The organism is Actinomadura litoris (genome assembly GCF_009733595.1).
GTDB lineage: Bacteria > Actinomycetota > Actinomycetes > Streptosporangiales > Streptosporangiaceae > Spirillospora > Spirillospora litoris.
The window spans coordinates 442299-461258 of record NZ_WOFH01000005.1; the positions used below are offsets into that span (position 1 = coordinate 442299).

Consider the following 18960-nt stretch of genomic DNA (forward strand, 5'->3'; position numbering starts at 1 on the left):
CCTCCCCCAGCGAAACCGGAGTGCCGATGCGCGCCGACCCAGCGAGCGTCCCCGCCTCTGCGAGGATCCCCCTAGCCCTCTCCCTCGCCGCGGTGCTGGTCGCCGCGGGCTGCTCGGACGCGGGCAAGGCCGAGACCAGCGATCCGCCGACGGCCAAGGGGAGCGGCGGTGCCCGGCCCAGCAGCGCCCAGCCGGCCGGGAAGTACGTCAGGGAGGGCTGGTTCGGCGGCGGGACGAGCGGGCTGCACGCGCGCCTTGAGATCAAGGCGGTCGAGCGGCAGGCCGCGAAGTCGGTGGTGCGCTACAGCGTGACGTCGCTGGACACGGCCGCGAAGTCGGTGCCGATGCCGATGAGCGTGATCGACCCGGTCGGGCGCGAGTTCTACCGCGCCGCCGCGGCCGCGGGCGGCGACCAGTTCGCGCCGGGCGCGACGCGCGAGCTGGTCGCCGAGATCCCGCCGCTGCCGCCGACCGTCCAGCAGGTCACGGTGCTCACGCCGGGCACGACGGGGGAGTTCACCGGGATCCCCGTGACCTCGGGCGGCGCGGGCGGCGGCTCCCCCCAGAACACGCCCGGCGGCGTGCCGGGCGGCGTGCCGGGGTCGGGGGGCTCCACCGGGACCGGCGGTTCGGGGGCGCCCGCCGGATACCTCGCGGCGGCGCCGAACCCCTCGCCCTCGCCGTCGGTGTCGTCGTCGGTGTCGAGCGCGCCGTCCGGGATGCCGACCATGCCGGGCACCGGAAGCTCGCCCGGGATGCCGGTCGACCTCTACGACATCACCGAGGGCGAGATCAAGGACGTCACCTCCAGCGGGTCCGACATGACCGTCAACCTGCGCACCGACGTGCTGTTCGCGTCCAACTCGGCGAAGCTGTCGGGCAACGCCAAGAGCGTGCTGGACGAGGCCGCCAAGGAGATCAAGGAGAAGGCCGACCCCACCCGGCGGCCGCTGACCCTCAACGGCCACACCGACAGCAAGGGCAGCGACTCCTACAACCTCAAGCTGTCGCGCGACCGCGCCGAGGCGGTGATGAAGGAGCTGAAGAACCGGCTGGGCGACTCCTACAAGTACTCCGCGCACGGCAAGGGCGAGGCCGAACTGATCGCCAAGGAGGGCGGCAAGGACGACGCGCAGGCCCGCGCCCGCAACCGCCGCGTCGAGATCTCCTACGACGTCCGGCAGCAGACCCCCGGGACCAGCGGCACCTCCACCGCCCCCGCCGACGGACGCGGCGGAACCGCGTCCCCGGCCCCCTTCCGTCCCCAGGACGGCACGAAGGTCGCCAGCCGTTATGGCCGTTTCGGCGCCGACAAGCGACGGCTCGACGTCAAGCCCTTCTACCGGGACGGCGCCTACATCGTCGGCGTCTTCGACATCGTCAACGAAGGCCCCGGGCAGACCCCTGCGAACGCCACGTACGCGCACAAGGACTACCCGGGCGGGATCTTCACGTCCTTCTCGATCCTCGCGCCCGGCGGCAAGGACGTGTTCCGCGCCGTCCGCATAGGCCCAGCGACCGCGGGGGCGTCCGCGTCATACGTCGCGTCCGGCTCGGCGGCCTACCGAACGGCCGTCAACGAGCCGGTCCGCGTAGTCGTCTACATGCCCGCCCCGCCCGGCAACACCACGTCCGTGGTCTTCGACGGCGGCCCCTTCGGCAAGGTGAACAACGTCCCCGTGTCCTGAGGCCGTCCCGCGGGCTCTTGGTGAAGGTGCCGCTACGGCGCCACGCCGGGCGGCGTGCCCTCGCCCGATCCCGCGCGAGCGCCGCGTGGAGCCGTCCGGTGAGAACGGCCTATTCGGCGACGATCCGGCCAAGCCGGTCCCGTAGCGGCCCGCGGATCCCGCTCTGACGCCCCACGTCCGACCCGAACAACGCGTCACCGGTCTCAGCGGCGGCGATTCCCGCCGTCATCAGGCGGTGTCGGTGATCGCACCGTCCAGGCTGGTGCGCCGGAGATCCAGCGTGCTCAGGTCGCATTCGCGCAGGTCGACATCGGCCAGGTCACATTCGCGGAACGAGGTGTGGTCGAGGATCGCGCCGGTGAAGACCGCGCCGTCCAGGATCGCCGGCTGGATCATCGCCTTGCCCAGCCGCGTGAAGGCGATGGTCGCGTTGACCATCTCGCTGTAGCCGAACCCCGCCTCGGTCAGGTCGGCACCGGCGAGATTGGCGCCGGTCAGGTCGGCACCGGAAAAGACCGCGCCGCGTGCGGAGGCGCGCGACAGATCCGCACCGGCGAGATTGGCGCCGGCGAACGCCATCTTGTCGAGGTCCAATCCGCGCAGATCGGCGCCGGAGAGATCGAGTTCCTCCTCCGCGTTGTCGGCACGCCACTGGTTGAAGGCGAACGGCCCTTGCCTCAGGATGTCGATGACCCTCGCCGCCCGCTTTGGCATGTCCGCCTCCCCGTCGAGACGTCCCGCCTGCTCAGGGCCACCGGTGGTGGAGGCGACGGGCGTGTTGAGGGCGGCGACCCCCTCCCTGGCACCGGCGAGTTCTGCGGCGAGTTCCTCGTCGAACGGATACATCTCCGCCACCGCCTCCATCATCGTGAGGCGGGTGCTCAGCAGTCTCAGTGCGTTGTCCCGATCGCCGTCGCCCTTGGCCAGGCCGGCGAGGCGTTGGAAGGCCAGGCTCGCCTCCAGGGCCGTTTCCGGGCCCTTGTTCGCCTGGAAGAGCCGGGTACGGATCGTTGAGCACTCGGCCCAGATCTCGTATTCCTTGTCTTTGTGCTCCGGCAGATCGAGCACGCGGTACACCTCGCCGAGGTGCTGCAGCGAGTTGGCGAGCCGCTGGTCTGCCTCCATAAAGGTCGGATGCTCGGCTGCCAGCTCGTGGTAGATGTCCACGGCGACCGTGAGCGCGTCCTCGGCCGCCGCCAGCCGGCCGTCGGCGAACCGGGCCTGGCCGCAGGTGTCGTATGCGGCGCCGAGGCAGAACCGGGCCTCGTCGCGCTGCGGGTGAGTGGCGGCCCACTCCGCCACGGCGGACAAGGATCGTTCGGCCACCTCCCGTGCGGCGCGTGGGAAGCCGTGCCGGCCCAACATGGCGACCAGGTGGTCACGGATCTGACGGTGATGGCCGTTCCCTCCCGGCACGTACGGCGTCATCTCTCCCAGCAGCGCCATACCCGCGTACTCGGCGTCCGGCTCCAGGCTCTCGACCACGCCGAGGACGAAGGCCGTCAGATCGCCCATCCCCTGGACCGCCACCAGATGCCGGCAGACCGCGACGTAGTCGCCGAACGTGCCGCCGTCGTGTGTGCGGCTGTAGTGCATGTTCAGGGCGCGCTCGTGGCGGTCGGCGATTGCGGGACCTTGGTACGGCGCCAGCATCTCCGCAATCCAGCGGTCGGCGAAGTAGACGGTCTCCCCGTCCCACCCCTCCCACGCGTTGAGCAACCCGAGCTCGGCGAGCCGGGCCGCGGTGGCCCGCACGCTGTTGAGCGCCATCCGCTCGGGTTCCGGGCGGTGCCGCACGTCCGGATCGCCGGTGTCGCAGGCCACGGCCAGGTCGCGTGCGGTGATCGGGACGGTGGAGACCGCGGCCTGGAGCAATGTCTCCCGCTGTTGCCCCGTCAGCTCGGCCAGGACGAGACCGAGCGGCTCGGCCCCTGGTGTCACGGCCGCGAGCCGCGCCTCCGCCCCCGCGGGGTTCGCCGACAGCCAATCGTCGACCAGTTGCAGGGACCGTGGGTGCGGCGTGGACGTGCGGACCACTCGCTCCCGGGTGGCCGGATCCAGCGTGGACAGGAAGGGCAGTCCAGCGGCCAGCTCGATTCCCGCGGTGAGGTCCAAGGGGCCGAGCCGTAGGACACCGAGCCGCTTGTCCATGGTCGACGGCGGTAGCGGCGTCCGGCTGGTCACCAGCACCCGGCCCCGATCGGCGGCCTGGCACAGCCGGTCGAACGCCTCGCCGAAGCCGGGATCCAGCCAGCCCGTGCCACCCAGGTTCTGGCCCAGGTCGTCGAAGAGCAGGACCAGAGGGAACCTGCTCAGCAGTCGGCAGGCCGTGTCGAACATGGCGTCGTCCGACGGAGCCAGAGTGAGGGTCTCCATCATGCGCGCCAGCTCCGGAGGGAGTTCCTCGCCCCAACCGAAGAAGGCCTCTCTGACGCCTCGGAACAACTCTTGCGGAGACCATTTGCCCACGACGGCGGCTACTCCCCAGCCATCGGCCCGAAGACGCCCGAGCACCTGGCGGGCCAGGGCGCTCTTGCCCGCCCCCGCTTCCCCGGTGATCACAAGCCCGGCCGGGCCGGCGGCCAGCAGGTTCAGCGCGGTCCGCACGTCCGGCTCTCTGGCGAGGCTGGGCGAACCGAGACGTCGCACCTCCGGGCTCATGTTCGCTTCCATATTCACCATCGCCCTCTGGCCAGGCATAACGAATTCGACCGACCTGGTCCCGATTTCGGGTGAGCTTACTGGGTCATCGGCGATCTCTAAGGTGATCTTCAAAATGAGTCGGTCGAGGAGCTGAGTCCACCGCTGTGGGGCGTCGTTGAACTCGCCGCACGACAGGCACGGACTCGCCGCCTCGGGCAGGTCCGTGCCCGCCGCCTACCCGGTGACCGTCAGTTCCGGGCGGGCTGCACTCCGACGACGTGGCGGCACGGTCCTTCCCCCGTGCCCCTGCCGCCGCGTCCCGGAAGGGTGGGCACGTGAAAGCTCCTGAGGAGCCGGCCACCCTCCATGACGCCCTCGCCGCCTGCCGGCAGTTCTTGGGCGAGGTCGCCACTGAGACGCAGTACTACTTTCAGGGCAAGCGCGAGAATCCCGACAAGATGGCCTATCTGGGGAACATCATCGAACGTCACGCCGCCCGCGAGCGCGAGGTCAGGCGGAAGGCCGAAGGTGCGGGCCGGTCGTTGGTTCGGCGGCCCGCACCTTGAGCTGGGGTGATGTTACGGAGATACCGCAAGCAGGCGGAGTGGGTCCGCCAGCAGGTCGCCTATGTCGCGGAGGACCTTCGAGCCCAGCTCGCCGTCGATGACGCGGTGGTCGAACGACAGTGACAGCGTGGTCACCTTGCGGATCGCCAGCTCGCCCTCGTGCACCCACGGCATGTCCCTGATCTGGCCGAACGCCAGGATCGCGGCCTCGCCGGGGGTGATGATCGGGGTCCCGGCGTCGACGCCGAACACCCCCACGTTGGTGATCGTGATCGTCCCGTCGGTCAGGTCGGCGGGGGACGCCTTGCCCGCGCGCGCCTTCGCGGTCAGCTCGTTCAACGCGCGCGCGAGGCCCGGCAGGCCCAGCGCCTGCGCGTCCTTCACCTTCGGGACGATCAGGCCCCGGTCGGTGGCCGCCGCGATGCCGAGGTTCACGTAGTGCTTGACCACGATCTCGGCGCCGTCCGGGCCGTCCGACCAGGAGGAGTTCACCATCGGGTGCCGCGCAACGGCGGTGAGCAGCGCCCGCGCCACCAGCAGGAGCGGGGACACCTTCACGTCCGCGAACTCGGGCAGGTCGCGCAGCCGCTTCACGGTCTCCATGGTGGGCGTGACGTCCACCTGGAGGAACTCGGTGACATGCGGCGCGGTGAACGCCGAACCGCTCACGGCGGCGGCGGTCGCCTTGCGCACGCCCTTGACCGGCACCCGCTCCTCGCGGGCGCCCTGCGGGGCCTGCGGTGCGGCCTGTGCGGCCTGCGCCGCCTGGACGTCGTCGCGCGTGATGGAGCCCTGCGGACCCGTCCCGACGATCGCGGTGAGGTCCACGCCGAGGTCCTTGGCCAGCTTGCGGACCGGCGGCTTGGCCAGCGGCAGGCCGTTGTCCACAGGCTGTGGAGAACCTTGGGCGGGGACCTTCGGGGCCGTAGCCTGGGCCGGCGGCGCCAGGGCCACGGGGGCGGTGGTCGGCGGCGGGGGCGGCGGTGGCGCGCCGTTGGCCGAGCCCTGCGCCGAGCCCTTGCGGGGACGGCGCTTGGTCGCCCCCTCGCGGACCCCGTACCCGACGAGGACGGGCTGGCGCTTGGGCTGGTCGGGCGTGACCGTGCCCGGCTCGTTCATGGCCGGTGCGTCCGCCTGCTCCGGCGCCGCCTGCTCGGCCGCCTGGCCGGGCTGCGCGGCGGCGCCGTCGCCGCCGGTGTCCACCGTGATGATCGGGACGCCGACATCGACCGTCTGCCCCTCGGAGACCAGCAGCTCGGTCACCACGCCCTCGTACGGGCAGGGCAGCTCGACGATCGCCTTCGCCGTCTCGATCTCGACGATGATCTGGTGGATCTCGACCTCGTCACCCGGCTGGACGTGCCACCTGACGATCTCGGCCTCCGTCAGGCCCTCGCCCACGTCCGGGAGGCGAAACTGCTTCGGGCTCACCGGCGTCACCACGCGAAGGTCCGGTCGACCGCGTCCAGGATGCGGTCGAGGTCGGGCAGGTACTGTTCCTCGACCCGCGACGGCGGGTACGGCGTGGAGAAGCCGCCGACCCGCAGCACCGGGGCCTCCAGCCGGTAGAAGCACCGCTCGGTGATCCGCGCGGCCAGCTCGGCGCCGTAGCCGTTGAACACCGGCGCCTCGTGGACGACGACGCAGCGTCCCGTCCGGTCGACCGAGGCCGTCACCGTGTCGATGTCGAGCGGGTTGAGCGAGCGCAGGTCGATGACCTCGACCGAGCGTCCGTCCTCGGCGGCAGCGGCGGCCGCCTCCAGGCACGTCTTCACCGACGGCCCGTAGGCCAGCACCGTCACGTGCTCGCCCGGCCGGACGACCTTCGCCGCGTGCAGCGGCGTCCAGTCGGTCGACTCGGTGTCGACCTCGGCCTTGTCCCAGTACCGCCGCTTGGGCTCGAAGAAGATCACCGGGTCGGGGGAGGCGATCGCCTGCTGGATCATCGAGTAGGCGTCCACCGGGTTGGAGCAGCTCACCACCCGCAGCCCCGCCGTGTGCGTGAAGTACGCCTCCGGCGACTCCGAGTGGTGCTCGACCGCGCCGATGCCGCCGCCGCACGGGATCCGCACCACGACCGGCAGCGACAGCGCCCCGAGCGAGCGCATCCGCATCTTCGCGAGCTGGGTGATGATCTGGTCGGCCGCCGGGAACACGAACCCGTCGAACTGGATCTCCACGACCGGGCGGTACCCGCGCAGCGCGAGCCCGATCGCCGTCCCGACGATGCCCGACTCGGCGAGCGGGGTGTCGATGACCCGCTCCTCGCCGAAGTCCTTCTGGAGCCCGTCGGTGATCCGGAAGACGCCGCCGAGCTTGCCGACGTCCTCGCCCATCACGAGGACCTTCGGGTCGTTCTCCATGGCCTTGCGCAGGCCCGTGTTCATCGCCTTGCCGAGCGTCAGGGTCGTCACGACGCCTCCTCCTCGAACGACGCCAGGTACGCGGCGAACCGCTCCTGCTCCTCGGTCATCAGCGGGTGGTCCTCCGCGTACACGTTCTCGAAGATCGTCAGCGGGCCGGGGTCGGGCAGCACCAGGCACCGCTCCCGCAGGTCCTTCGCGGTCGCCTTCGCCTCGTCGTCGACCGCCTCGAAGAACGCCGCGTCCGCGAGGTCGCCGCGCACCAGGTACGCCTTGACCCGCTCGATCGGGTCCTTGAGCTTCCACGCCTCCTCCTCGGCCTTCAGCCGGTAGCGCGTGGGGTCGTCGGTGGTGGTGTGCGCGCCCATCCGGTAGGTGAACGCCTCGACGAGCGTCGGGCCCTGGCCCGTCCGCGCGTTCTCCAGCGCCCTCCGCGTGACGGCGAGGCAGGCGAACACGTCGTTGCCGTCCACCCGGATGCCGGGGAAGCCGTAGCCCTGCGCGCGCTTGAACAGCGGGATCCGCGACTGCCGCTCCAGCGGCTCGGAGATCGCCCACTGGTTGTTCTGGCAGAAGAACACGATCGGCGCGTTGAACACCGAGGCGAACACGAACGACTCGTGCACATCGCCCTGCGAGGTCGCGCCGTCGCCGAAGTAGGCGATCGTCGCCCCGGCGGACGGCGTGCCGAGCACCCCGTCCCGCTGGATGCCCATCGCGTACCCCGTGGCGTGCAGCGTCTGGCTGCCGATCACGATCGTGTAGAGGTGGAACCTGTGCTCCGCGGGGTCCCAGCCGCCGTGGTTCACGCCGCGGAACATGCCGAGCAGCCGCAGCGGATCGACGCCCCTGCACCACGCCACCCCGTGCTCGCGGTACGTCGGGAACACCATGTCGTGCTCGCCCAGCGCCCGCGCGGAGCCGATCTGCGCGGCCTCCTGGCCGAGCAGCGACGCCCACAGCCCCAGCTCGCCCTGGCGGGTCAGCGCCACGGCCTCCAGGTCGAGCTTCCGGGTGATCACGAGATCGCGGTACAGCCCGCGGACATCCTCGGCACTGAGGTCGAGCGGGTAGTCGGGATGCTCGACACGCTCACCCTCGGGGGTGAGCAACTGCACGAGCTCGGGCTCGGCGAGCCCGGGGGTGTCTGGCGCGCCGCGCACGGAGTCGATCGTCATCGATGACACTCCTCGTTCGGGGCCGGTACACGGGATCGCCGTCCACCGGCCGACTTCGGCGACCCGGCCCCCGGTAAGGGACAAAAGCCGCTAACGCCATGGTGGCAGACCTCACACCCCGCCACGCAAGCCCGGTTTCCTCGGGTTCCGGCGCAACGCGCTCGCGGTCACGTGGAGCGGTCACCCGGGGACGTACCGTCCCGCTTTCCCCCGGTCAGCCGGTTCCGACGTGATCCGCACCACGTCCACCTTCATCCTCCCCGCCAACTCCGGGCCAAATCCCCGCTAAAGCCTCGGATGGGAGACGTGGATCACATGGGCGGGCCGGGCGCGGATCACTCGCGGGAGAGGGCGCGGGTGGCCCCGGCGGCGACGGTCAGGCCGAGCAGCAGGCCCGCCGCGACGATGAAGTTGGCGATCCACTGGTAGACGCCCTTCGGCGCGAACTCGACCTCCTGGCCGAGGCTGCCGATGGGCAGAAGCAGGTCGAGGGTGTAGAAGAACGCGTTGAAATGCGGCTTGTGGCCGTCGTCCAGGACGTCGGGTTTGTGCAGCGAGAAGACGATCGTCCCGAACGCGAGCAGCCCGACCAGCCAGCTCGCCGCGCGGAACGGCCGGTAGCCGTAGCCGACCAGCGCGTCCTGGAACCAGCCGACGATCTTGCGGGAGACGCCCTGGGTGCGGCGGCGGTCGCGGGCCTTGGCGAGCAGGATCGAGCGCCCGTCGGCGTCCAGGCCGAGGGCGCGGTAGGTCTGCGCGAGGCGCTCGTAGGGCTGCGGCGCGTACCCGTCGGTGTCGCGGCGCAGCCAGGCGAGCCGGTCGCGGGCGGTGAGCGGCGGCTCCAGCGTCTCGTACTGGAGGCCGTCGAGCTGGAGGCGGTCCGGCCAGGTCTTCGCGTCGTCGCGCAGGAGGTTGATGCGCGCGTAGGAGAGGTCCGCGACGCCGCTGATCGGCTCGGCGGGACGCAGCAGCAGCTCCTCGGCCTGGAGGCGCTGGAGGCTGAGCGCGGTGCCCTTCTCGTGCCGCAGGTGCGCGCCGCGCAGGCTGAGCTGCCCGGCGACACGCGCGCCGGCGAAGCTGACCGCGCCGATGGCGGTGAAGCCGTCCGAGCAGTAGACGTCGGTCTCGACGGCGAGGTCGTCGGCGTTGAGCGCCGTCCGGTCGGGGTGGGTGAGGTGGGCGCCGACGAACGACAGGTAGCCGCCGACGCGGGCGCCGCGCAGCCGCACCTCGCCCTCGGCGCTGAACCCGCCGTCGCAGAAGACGTTCGCGGCCACGTCCAGGCGGCTCGCGTACAGGGCGGACCCGGACGGGTTGTGCAGCCGCGCCTCCCGGAAGATCAGCTGGCCGCCGACCCGGGCGCCGGGCAGCCGGACCTCGCCGTTGGCCACGAAGCCCTGGTCGCAGTAGACGTTCGCCTCGACGGTGAGGCGGTCGGCGAGCAGCGCGTCCCCGCCGGGGTTGGACAGGTGCACGCCCGACATGTTCAGGATGCCGGTGATGTTCGCCCCGTCCAGCCAGAGGCCGCCGGAGATGCGGCTGCCCTCCAGCCACAGGTGGCCGTCCACGCGCGTGCCGGACGCGATCAGGCCCGGCAGGCGGCAGCGCATCAGGTGGACGCTGTTCATGCTCGCCCAGTACAGGTGCGGCGCCTCGTCGAAGGCGCAGCCGGTCAGCGCCAGCGGGACGTGGACCTCCGCGTGGCCGAGGTTCAGCGAGCCGGTGACCCGCGCGCCGCTGAGCCGCACGGCGGGGACCTGCCCGGGGACGGGGTCCACGGCGCCGACGAGCAGCGCGACGAGGACCTCCGCCCTGACCGAGCGGTCCTGCCCCCAGTAGGCGGTGCCGCCCGGATCGTCCAGCGCTGGGTCGCCCGTGCCCAGGTCGACGGACTCGCCGCGCGGGAACGCCTCCCAGAGGCGGCGCTCCGAGGGGGTCAGATCCTCGATGTTCATCGGGCGGCTCCGGGGGAGGGGATGGGGTCCGTCAAGCCATGGTGCCGTACGCTTCGGGATCGTTGCCGTACGCTTCAGGATCGTTGTCGTACGTCAGGAACGCAAAGAAAGCGCAGACCAGTGAGGGGGCGGTCGTGGCGCGTGTCGTCGTGGACGTCATGCTGAAACCGGAGATCCTCGACCCGCAGGGTCAGGCGATCGCGCGGAAACTCCCGCAGATGGGGTACGAGGGCGTCGTCGCCGTCCGGCAGGGCAAGCGGTTCGAGGTGGAGGTGGAGGGGCCCGCCGACGAGGCGGCGCTGGAGCGCGTCCACACGATCGCCGAGACGCTGCTGGCCAACCCGGTCATCGAGAACTTCGAAATCCGCGTTCTCTAGTCGGGAATAGCGTGGAATATATCGCTCGGTGATGTCCCGTTGCGCAACGTGGCTGGTGCGTTCCAGGGGACGTGTGCCATTTCACGTTGGGCTTCGCGGCGGCCGGCTTTACGCGAAAGAGCCGACACTATAGCGATTACGGAAGATTCCGCCGGGGAAGTGTTAGCTGCGTCGAGTCCGTCGAGCACGCTCCGGTACCGGGGGCCTGACCAGGGAGCCGGGGCAAACACGGGGTGTCTCCGGTGGAAATGAGAATCTCGCTCGCGCTGCCGCGGGAGGCGTTGAGCATTCCGGTGGTCCGTCGGGTGGTGGGCGACTCCCTGCGGGGGCTCGGAGTCGCGGACGACTGCGTCGCGGACATTCTCGTCGCCGCGTCCGAGGCGTGCACGAACGTCATCCAGCACGCCCGCGCGACCGGCGACTACGAGGTCACCGGGCACGTGGACGAGGACGGCTGCTCGCTCACCGTCACCGACTGGGGACGCGGCCCGCGTCCCGCCCCGCGCGACCCCGGCGTTTTGAGCGAGTCGGGGCGCGGCATTAGGATCATGCGGGCGCTGGTGGACGACCTCAGCATCGACTCCTCACCCGACCGGGGCACCGTCGTCCACCTGCAGAAGCGGCTGACCTGGCAAGACGAGGCACCGGTGGGGAGCCTCGAACGCAGGCTCATGCACAGCGCCGGGTAGATTGGTACGCGCGCGGGGGGAATGTTACGCGCGGCGGGGTGATCAGCGGAGGAGACCCGCTCGTTCCGGCGACACCTCATTTCGGAGGAACAGTAGAGATGGACGCTGCCCGGGTAGGGGTCATCACCTTCCCTGGTTCCCTAGACGACAAGGACGCCGCACGGGCCGTACGGCTGGCCGGCGCCGAGCCGGTCGCCCTCTGGCACGGCGACCACGACCTGCGAGGGGTGGACGCCGTCGTCCTGCCCGGCGGGTTCTCCTACGGGGACTATCTGCGAGCCGGAGCGATCGCCCGGTTCGCGCCGCTGATGGCCGAGGTGGTGGACGCCGCGAAGGGCGGGCTGCCCGTCCTCGGCATCTGCAACGGCTTCCAGGTGCTGTGCGAGTCGCACCTGCTCCCGGGGGCGCTGCTGCCCAACGCGGGCCTGCACTTCGTGTGCCGCGACCAGCGGCTCAGCGTCGAGAACGCCGAGACCGCCTGGACGAGCGAGTACCGCGAGGGCCAGGAGCTGGTGATCCCGATCAAGAACGTCGACGGCCGCTACGTCGCCGACCGGGAGACGCTGACCGAGCTCGCCGACTCCGGCCGGATCGTCGCCCGCTACCTCGACCTGAACCCCAACGGCTCCCTGGACGACATCGCCGGGATCTGCAACGAGGCGGGCAACGTGGTCGGGCTCATGCCCCACCCCGAGCACGCCGCGGAGTCGCTGACCGGCCCGTCCACCGACGGGCTCGGCTTCTTCACCTCGATCGTCAAGAGACTGGTCAACGCATGAGCGAGCAACGGCCCAACGCGTCCGGACGGACCGACCGCGCCCGCGACGCGGCGCCCGGCCCCGGGCCCGCGGACGACTTCGTCGAGAACGGCTCCGGCGGCGCCGGACGCGACTCCGACGAGCCGTCGCTGGAGTGGCTCGGCGAGCTGAAGTCCGACGCCGACGACCCCGAGCTCTCGCCCGTCGACCCGGCGGTGACGCAGGCGTTCGAGGCGATGCTGGAGGAGGGCGAGCGGATCGAGCGGCCCGCTTCGGCTTCCGCCCCCGTGCCCGCTCCCGCCCCCGCTCCTTTCGTGGAGCCGTTCGGTGGGCCGGGCGACCCGTCCATGGGCGGGCAGCCGCCCATGGAGGTCACGCCCGAGTTCGCGCGGGCGCTCGCGGAGGAGGGCACGTCGGTGCCGGCGCCTCCGTCCCCTCCCGCGCCTCCCGCGTCTCCCGCGGGCGACCCCGCCTACACCGCGCCCGACCTGAACGGGTCGGGCGCACCCGAGCCTTCCGTGCCGGACGCGCCGGGCGTCTCGGGCACCGGCCCGCAGCCCGCGGTCGGCACCGGCCCGCAGCCCGTCGTCGGCACGGGTACGGGCCCGCAGCCCGTGGTGAGCACCGGTCCGCAGCCGTCCCTCGACCCCGGGTCGGATCCGCTGGCCCAGGGGCCGCTGGGGACGGGCCCGCAGCCGGCCCTCGGGACCGGTCCGCAGTACGTCCAGCCCATCACCGGGTCTGACGGGCCGAACACGGGCCCGCAGCCCGCGGTCAACGGCCCCGGAACCGGCCCGCTGCCCGCCGTCGAGGGCCCCGGAACCGGCCCGCAGCCGGCCGTCGGACCGAACACGGGCCCGCAGCCCGCGGTCAACGGCCCTGGAACCGGCCCCCAGCCGGCCGTCAACGGCCCCGGAACCGGCCCCCAGCCCGCGGTCAACGGCCCCGGAACCGGCCCGCAGTCCGCGATCGACGGTCCGGGCACCGGCCCGCAGCCCGCGATCACGGGCACGGGTCCGCAGCCCGTGGTCGACGGCCCCGGGTTCGGCCCCGGTCCCGGCACCGGGCCGCAGCCCGCGGTCGTCCCGGTCGAGCCGGGCACCGACACCGTCGCGATCGCCGCCGCCTCTCCGGAGCGTCCTCAGCCCTATGCCGAGCTCGGCATGAAGGAGGAGGAGTACCGGCGGGTCCGCGAGATCCTCGGCCGCCGCCCCACCTCGTCCGAGCTGGCGATCTACTCGGTCATGTGGAGCGAGCACTGCTCCTACAAGAGCTCCAGGGTGCACCTGCGCCAGTTCGGCGACAAGGCGCCGAAGACCGACGCGCTGCTCGTCGGCATGGGCGAGAACGCGGGCGTCGTCGACATCGGCCAGGGCTGGGCGGTCACGTTCAAGGTCGAGTCGCACAACCACCCGTCCTACGTGGAGCCCTACCAGGGCGCCGCGACCGGCGTCGGCGGCATCGTCCGCGACATCATGTCGATGGGCGCGCGTCCGATCGCCGTCATGGACTCGCTGCGCTTCGGCCCGGCCGACGCCCTCGACACCCAGCGGGTGCTGCCCGGCGTGGTGGCCGGGGTCGGCGGCTACGGCAACTCCCTCGGCCTGCCCAACATCGGCGGCGAGACCGTGTTCGACGCCTGCTACGCGCAGAACCCGCTGGTGAACGCGCTGTGCGTGGGCGTGCTGAAGCACGACGAGATCCAGCGCGCGATCGCCCCGGGCCCCGGCAACAAGGTGATCCTGTTCGGCGCGACGACGGGCCCCGACGGCATCGGCGGCGCGTCCGTGCTGGCCTCGGCGACCTTCGACGAGGAGTCGCACCAGAAGCGGCCGAGCGTCCAGGTCGGCGACCCGTTCATGGAGAAGCTGCTCATCGAGTGCTGCCTGGAGCTGTTCGCCGAGGACCTCGTGGTCGGCATCCAGGACCTCGGTGCGGCCGGGGTGTCGTGCGCGACGACCGAGCTGGCCGCCGCGGGCACCGGCGGCATGCACGTCGACCTCGACACGGTCCCGCTTCGGGACGCGACGCTCCGCCCTGAGGAGATCCTCATGAGCGAGTCGCAGGAGCGCATGATGGCGGTGGTCACGCCCGACAAGGTCGACCGCTTCATGGAGATCTGCGGCCGCTGGGAGATCCCGGCGACGGTCATCGGCACCGTCACCGACACCGGTCGGCTGGTCATGACCTGGCGGGGCGAGACGATCGTCGACATCCCGCCGGGCACCGCCGCCGACGAGGGCCCGGTGTACGAGCGCCCGTACGCGCCGCCGCACGACCTCGGCGCGCTCCAGTCCGACACGCCGGGGCGGCTGACCCGTCCGACCTCGGGGGACGAGCTGCGCCGCACCGTCCTGTGGCTGGCCGGTTCGCCGAACCTCGCGAGCAAGACGTGGGTGACGTCCCAGTACGACCGGTACGTGCTCGGCAACACGGTGCTGGCGATGCCCGACAACGCGGGCGTCGTCCGCGTCGACGACGAGTCCGGCCTGGGCATCGCGCTGTCGCTGGACGGCAACGGCCGCTACACGCGCCTCGACCCGTACGCCGGCGCCCAGCTCGCGCTGTCGGAGGCGTACCGCAACGTGGCCGCTACGGGCGCCCGCCCGCTCGCCGTCACCAACTGCCTCAACTTCGGCTCCCCCGAGGACCCGGGCGTCATGTGGCAGTTCGCGCGCGCGGTCGAGGGCCTGGCGGACGCCTGCCGGTACCTCGGCGTCCCGGTGACGGGCGGCAACGTCAGCTTCTACAACCAGACCGGCACGACCCCGATCAACCCGACCCCGGTCATCGGCGTCCTCGGCGTCCACGACGACGTGCGCCGCCGCGTGAACATGTCGCTCACCTCCGACGGCGCCACGATCGCGCTGCTCGGCGAGACGCGCGAGGAGTTCGGCGGCTCGGAATGGGCGCACGTGGTCTACGGCCACCTGGGCGGCCTGCCGCCGCTGGTCGACCTGAAGGCGGAGTCGGCGCTGGCCGGGGTGATGATCCAGGCCGCCCGCGACGGGCTGGTCACCGCCGTCCACGACCTGTCGGACGGCGGCCTGTCGCAGACCCTCGTCGAGTCATGCCTGCGCGGCGGCCTCGGCGCGCGGATCACCCTGCCGGGCGACCCGTTCGTCTCGCTGTTCAGCGAGTCGGTCGCCCGCGCGATGGTGGCCGTGAGCCCGGGCGCCGAGGCGCGCCTGGCGGCGCTGTGCGAGGCCGCGGGCGTCCCGGTCACCCAGATCGGCGTCGCGGGCGGCGACGCGCTCAGCGTGACGGGCAGGGGCGCCGAGGGCGAGCAGCAGGAGCTGTTCTCGATCCCGCTCGCCGAACTGCGCGAGGCGCACGAGCGCATGCTGCCGAGCTACGCCAACTGACCCCGGCGAATCCGCTCCGAAAGGGCGCCCCGATCGGGGCGCCCTTTCGCGTTCCGTCCCCATGTGGACAAACCCCTAAGCCGGATGCCGGACGGATCCACGATGTAGCCATGAGTGGCCGACGGGGCAACGGGTGGCGATGGACGCTGGTGGTCTGCTGGCTGATGACCGGACTTCTGGCGACCTTCCTGGCCTGGTATTCGGAACGGAACTGGGACGGCGTCGAGCGGGCCAGTTGGGTCGCGGCGCTCTGGGGCACCATGACGCTCGCCGCCACCGGACTCGGCTGGGCGCAGGGCCACCGGTCGAGGAAGGGCCCGGCCGAACTGAAGCCGCTGCCGCCCGCGATCGAGGGGTCGTCGCGTTCGGAGGACGGCGGCGCCGAGGCGCAGGTGAGGTTCGTCAATCTCCGCGACGACCACGTGTGGATCTATTGGATCGACTTCGACGGCGAACGCCAGCCGTACCAGCATCTGCGTCCGGGGGCGACGTTCGGGGTGAACACCTGGGACACGCACCCGTGGGTCGTGTGCACTGACGACTACACGGCCATCGCCGTGTTCGAACCCGTCCCCGGCGCCGCCCGCGCCCTCATACGAACGGCCGTGGAGCCCCGCCGCCGCGTTTCCTTCCGGCGGAACCGTGCCGTCCCTCCGCACCGCTCCGGCATTCCCTGACCGCGTCCGGCGACGGGAAGGAGGGTGGGGTCACGGGATTCTGCCGACTCCGGGACGTATCCGGGAGCGGTTCCGTACCCACCCTCCCTGAGCCGCGGACCCTGACGGGTGCTCAGACCGGTCTCCGATGCGCGCCACCCTACCGAGCCCCCCTGACAGGAGTCCGGCTAGAAGACCGAGATGTGGACGTGGTCGTAGTGGTTCGCGGTCACGCCGCCCCGGTTCTCCATGGAGCGCCAGCCGGGGCTGCGCAGGTCGTAGATGCGCTGCCGCCAGATGATGTACTTGATGCCGAGGGCGCTCGCGTGCGCGATCGCGTAGGCGGCGGTGCGGTCGCCGAGGGACTGGGCGCTGCCGCTGGCCATCTGCCCGCCGGTGGTCACCATGAAGTCGCAGGCGTGCCCGGTGCCGTGGTCCTGCGGGTCGCCGGTGCTGCGGACGCAGCCGATCGTCGGGAACGGGCCCTCTTCCATGTCGATGGTGTTCTTGACCTTCAGCATGCGGGGCGTCACACCGCCCATGCCGACGCTCGGCGACTCGGGCTTGTACTTCTTGACCAGGCTTCTGATGCGGCTCTTCTGCGCGAGGAGTTCCTTGATCTCCTTCTGCAACTCCGTGATCTTCTGCTGCGCCTCCTGGCGGGCCTTGTCCTGCTTGGAGACGAGCGTCTGGATCTGGGCGACCTTGGCGGCCTTGTTCTGCGCCAGATGGCTGACCAGGCTGACGTTGCTCAGCGAGTCGGACGGGTTGCCGCTGGTGATGATCGAGACGGCGGGGTCCTGCCCGCCCGTCATGTACTGGGACGCGGCCATCTGGGCGACGAGGTCGCGGGCCTCGTTGAGGTCGGACTGGAGGACCTTCGACTCGTCCAGCGCCTTCTTCGCCGCGTACCGGGCGTCCTTCAGCTTGGCGAGGTCGCCGCCGTAGGCCTTGTCGAGCCGCTCGATCTGGGCGTTGAGCCTGCCGAACTTGCCGCTGTCGCCCGGGTCGGCCGCGAGCGCGGCGGCGGAGGGCTCGGCCGCCGAGGACGGGACCGCGCCGCTCGCCAGGGGTCCGGCGGTGGCGACGGCCACCAGCGCCACCGCGGCGCGCCGGAGGGTGGAGGTGGGGGTCTCCACGGCTGCTCCTCTCCTCGTTGGCCTACCGGGTTAGCTGACGGGTTCGGGCTGGAGTGCGCCCTATCGCGGGCCTCCCGGCCTGCGAATTCACCCCGGCCGGGTCGTCCCGGCTGGTGGGTCCCCGGTTCCCGGGCGCGCGCCCTGGGATTCGGCCCGCCGACCGGCGTGCCCGGGATCTCCGGGCGTCGCGCCGACCGATCATGGCATCGGACTGGGTGGGGCCGTCCGTCGCCCCGCCAAGATTAAACACCCAGCGGGCCGCCGCGACGGCTCGAAGCCCGAGAAGCCCGGCTCCCTGCCGGGAGCCGGGCCGACTTATGTGATGAGGTTCATAGTTTGCCCTTGTAAAGCAGCCTGTTCGCCTGCCCCCGCAGGTGCCCCAGGGAGTTCTTGGTGGAGTTGTCGTTCAGCCATTTCTGGACGGTCGGGAACGTGGCCTTGCGGTGCGTCGTCAGGTAGAGCGCCGCGACGCCGCTCACGTACGGCGCGGCCATCGACGTCCCGCTGAGGGACTTGTGGCCGCCGTTCTTCCAGGTGGAGGTGATCCCGTAGCCGGGGGCGCTGATGTCCACGCACCTGCCCCAGTTGGACCAGGACGCCCGGTTGTCGTAGACGGTCGTCGCGCCGACCGTCATGACCCATCCCGCACTGGCGGGCGACGTCCGGCACGCGTCGACGTTCTCGTTGCCCGCCGCGACCGACACGAACACGCCCGACTTCGACAGGTTCGTCACCGCCGTGTTGAGCGCCGCCGACTTCGGCCCGCCGATCGAGATGTTGGCGACCGCCGGCTTCGCGGCGTGCGTGCGCAGCCACTGGGCGGCGGCGACGAGGCTCGACAACGAGCCCTCGCCCTTGCAGTCGAGCACGCGCAGCGCCCGCAGCTTCACGTTCTTGGCGACGCCGTAGGACTTGGACCCGATGATGCCCGCGACATGCGTCCCGTGCCCGTTGCAGTCGTTGCCGTCGGCGAACCCGGCCGCCTTCCACGCGACCGCGGCGCGCCCGCCGAACTCCTTGTGCGTCGTGACGAGCCCGGAGTCGATGATGTAGGCCGTCACGCCGCTGCCGGTCGCGCTGTAGGTGTAGGACTTGGAGAGCTTCCGCCCGCGCTGGTCGATGCGGTCGAGCCCCCACGGCAGCGGCGCGCGCTGGGTCCTGGACGCGATCTTCACGACCTGGTCCTGCTCGATCGCGGCGACCCGCCTGTCCCGGCGCAGCTCGCCGAGCTGCCGGTCGCTGAGCCGCGCCGCGAAACCGTTCAGCACGCCGTCGAACCTCTGCACCCCGGTCGCGTCGACCTTCTCGGCGGCGTCGCCGGTGGACGCGCCCGCCTTCAGGGTGACGATGTACCGGCCGGGCAGCGGAGCGCCCTCGGCCGCGGTGACCTGCACCAACGACGGTGAGGGGTCATCGGCGAGCACCGGCGGTGCGGCCGCGCCGCCCACACCCGCCACGACCGCGCCGACCAGCAAGAGCCTTCGGTGGACAGCCCGCAAGACGTCTCCTTCTGCCCGGGGAACGGCGTTCTCGGAGGCCAGACCGCCACGTCCGGGGGGCTGAGCCGAGGGGAACCTTAGCGG

At 71.6% G+C, this 18960-nt stretch carries 14 protein-coding genes and 1 riboswitch; of the genes, 7 read left to right on the top strand and 7 right to left on the bottom strand.

Going from position 1 to position 18960, the window contains the following annotated elements; translation table 11 throughout:
- Positions 1 to 26: 26 nt before the first annotated feature.
- A complete protein-coding gene (locus GNZ18_RS16770; protein ID WP_156217377.1) occupies positions 27 to 1688 on the top strand; it encodes an OmpA family protein in 1662 nt (553 codons plus the stop codon).
- Positions 1689 to 1916: 228 nt separating this feature from the next.
- On the opposite strand, the gene GNZ18_RS16775 is transcribed toward GNZ18_RS16770, so the two are convergent.
- Positions 1917 to 4349, bottom strand: coding sequence for a pentapeptide repeat-containing protein (locus GNZ18_RS16775; protein ID WP_173390788.1), 2433 nt, complete (start codon positions 4347 to 4349; stop codon positions 1917 to 1919).
- A 317-nt stretch (positions 4350 to 4666) separates the two neighbouring features.
- Between GNZ18_RS16775 and GNZ18_RS16780 the strand changes: the two genes are divergently transcribed.
- Entirely contained in the window at positions 4667 to 4897 is a 231-nt protein-coding gene (locus GNZ18_RS16780; RefSeq protein ID WP_156217379.1) for a hypothetical protein, read from the top strand.
- A 12-nt stretch (positions 4898 to 4909) separates the two neighbouring features.
- On the opposite strand, the gene GNZ18_RS16785 is transcribed toward GNZ18_RS16780, so the two are convergent.
- The 4 genes from GNZ18_RS16785 to GNZ18_RS16800 form a co-directional block, all read right to left on the bottom strand.
- Positions 4910 to 6328, bottom strand: a complete 1419-nt coding sequence (locus tag GNZ18_RS16785) for a dihydrolipoamide acetyltransferase family protein (protein ID WP_312874570.1) — start codon at positions 6326 to 6328, stop codon at positions 4910 to 4912.
- Between the two features lie 5 nt (positions 6329 to 6333).
- Positions 6334 to 7311, bottom strand: a complete 978-nt coding sequence (locus tag GNZ18_RS16790; RefSeq protein WP_214615458.1) for an alpha-ketoacid dehydrogenase subunit beta — start codon at positions 7309 to 7311, stop codon at positions 6334 to 6336.
- Positions 7308 to 8438 carry a pyruvate dehydrogenase (acetyl-transferring) E1 component subunit alpha gene (gene pdhA / locus GNZ18_RS16795; RefSeq protein ID WP_156217380.1) on the bottom strand — a complete coding sequence of 377 codons (1131 nt, stop codon included), beginning with the start codon at positions 8436 to 8438 and terminating at the stop codon, positions 7308 to 7310. Before pdhA ends, GNZ18_RS16790 begins: the two co-directional genes overlap by 4 nt.
- Before the next feature lie 335 nt (positions 8439 to 8773).
- Positions 8774 to 10393 (bottom strand): hypothetical protein, encoded by a 1620-nt coding sequence (locus GNZ18_RS16800; protein WP_156217381.1) that lies wholly within the window; start codon positions 10391 to 10393, stop codon positions 8774 to 8776.
- 134 nt (positions 10394 to 10527) lie between these two features.
- On the opposite strand from GNZ18_RS16800, the gene purS reads away from it, so the two are divergent.
- The 5 genes from purS to GNZ18_RS16825 all read left to right on the top strand — a co-directional run bounded on the left by purS (position 10528) and on the right by GNZ18_RS16825 (position 16259).
- Complete coding sequence (gene purS / locus GNZ18_RS42225; protein WP_214615456.1) at positions 10528 to 10770, top strand: phosphoribosylformylglycinamidine synthase subunit PurS; 243 nt, start codon at positions 10528 to 10530, stop codon at positions 10768 to 10770.
- Between the two features lie 248 nt (positions 10771 to 11018).
- The gene (locus tag GNZ18_RS16810) at positions 11019 to 11459 is read left to right on the top strand and encodes an ATP-binding protein (RefSeq protein WP_156217604.1); all 441 of its coding nucleotides are present in this window, start codon (positions 11019 to 11021) and stop codon (positions 11457 to 11459) included.
- A 98-nt stretch (positions 11460 to 11557) separates the two neighbouring features.
- Complete coding sequence (purQ, locus tag GNZ18_RS16815) at positions 11558 to 12238, top strand: phosphoribosylformylglycinamidine synthase subunit PurQ (RefSeq protein ID WP_156217383.1); 681 nt, start codon at positions 11558 to 11560, stop codon at positions 12236 to 12238.
- Between the two features lie 1094 nt (positions 12239 to 13332).
- Positions 13333 to 15582: a phosphoribosylformylglycinamidine synthase subunit PurL gene (purL, locus tag GNZ18_RS16820; RefSeq protein WP_512698844.1), complete on the top strand. Its 2250-nt coding sequence runs from the start codon at positions 13333 to 13335 to the stop codon at positions 15580 to 15582.
- Positions 15583 to 15692: 110 nt separating this feature from the next.
- Positions 15693 to 16259 carry a VHL beta domain-containing protein gene (locus GNZ18_RS16825; RefSeq protein WP_156217384.1) on the top strand — a complete coding sequence of 189 codons (567 nt, stop codon included), beginning with the start codon at positions 15693 to 15695 and terminating at the stop codon, positions 16257 to 16259.
- Positions 16260 to 16426: 167 nt separating this feature from the next.
- Here the strand turns inward: GNZ18_RS16825 and GNZ18_RS16830 are convergent, their stop codons facing one another.
- Together GNZ18_RS16830 and GNZ18_RS16835 are read right to left on the bottom strand one after the other, a co-directional pair.
- Entirely contained in the window at positions 16427 to 17377 is a 951-nt protein-coding gene (locus GNZ18_RS16830; RefSeq protein ID WP_214615454.1) for a coiled-coil domain-containing protein, read from the bottom strand.
- Positions 17378 to 17380: 3 nt separating this feature from the next.
- Positions 17381 to 17541: riboswitch (cyclic di-AMP (ydaO/yuaA leader) on the bottom strand.
- 165 nt (positions 17542 to 17706) lie between these two features.
- Positions 17707 to 18876, bottom strand: a complete 1170-nt coding sequence (locus GNZ18_RS16835; protein WP_156217385.1) for a S8 family peptidase — start codon at positions 18874 to 18876, stop codon at positions 17707 to 17709.
- Positions 18877 to 18960: the final 84 nt, after the last annotated feature.

What these genes read in the sequence shown, in the direction of transcription:
- GNZ18_RS16810 (WP_156217604.1), top strand. Translation starts at nt 11,019, where the DNA reads ATGAGAATCTCGCTCGCGCTGCCGCGGGAGGCGTTGAGCATTCCGGTG.
- GNZ18_RS16825 (WP_156217384.1), top strand. Translation starts at nt 15,693, where the DNA reads ATGAGTGGCCGACGGGGCAACGGGTGGCGATGGACGCTGGTGGTCTGC.
- GNZ18_RS16770 (WP_156217377.1), top strand. Translation starts at nt 27, where the DNA reads ATGCGCGCCGACCCAGCGAGCGTCCCCGCCTCTGCGAGGATCCCCCTA.
- purQ (WP_156217383.1), top strand. Translation starts at nt 11,558, where the DNA reads ATGGACGCTGCCCGGGTAGGGGTCATCACCTTCCCTGGTTCCCTAGAC.
- pdhA (WP_156217380.1), bottom strand. Translation starts at nt 8,438, where the DNA reads ATGACGATCGACTCCGTGCGCGGCGCGCCAGACACCCCCGGGCTCGCC.
- GNZ18_RS16800 (WP_156217381.1), bottom strand. Translation starts at nt 10,393, where the DNA reads ATGAACATCGAGGATCTGACCCCCTCGGAGCGCCGCCTCTGGGAGGCG.
- GNZ18_RS16775 (WP_173390788.1), bottom strand. Translation starts at nt 4,349, where the DNA reads ATGAGCCCGGAGGTGCGACGTCTCGGTTCGCCCAGCCTCGCCAGAGAG.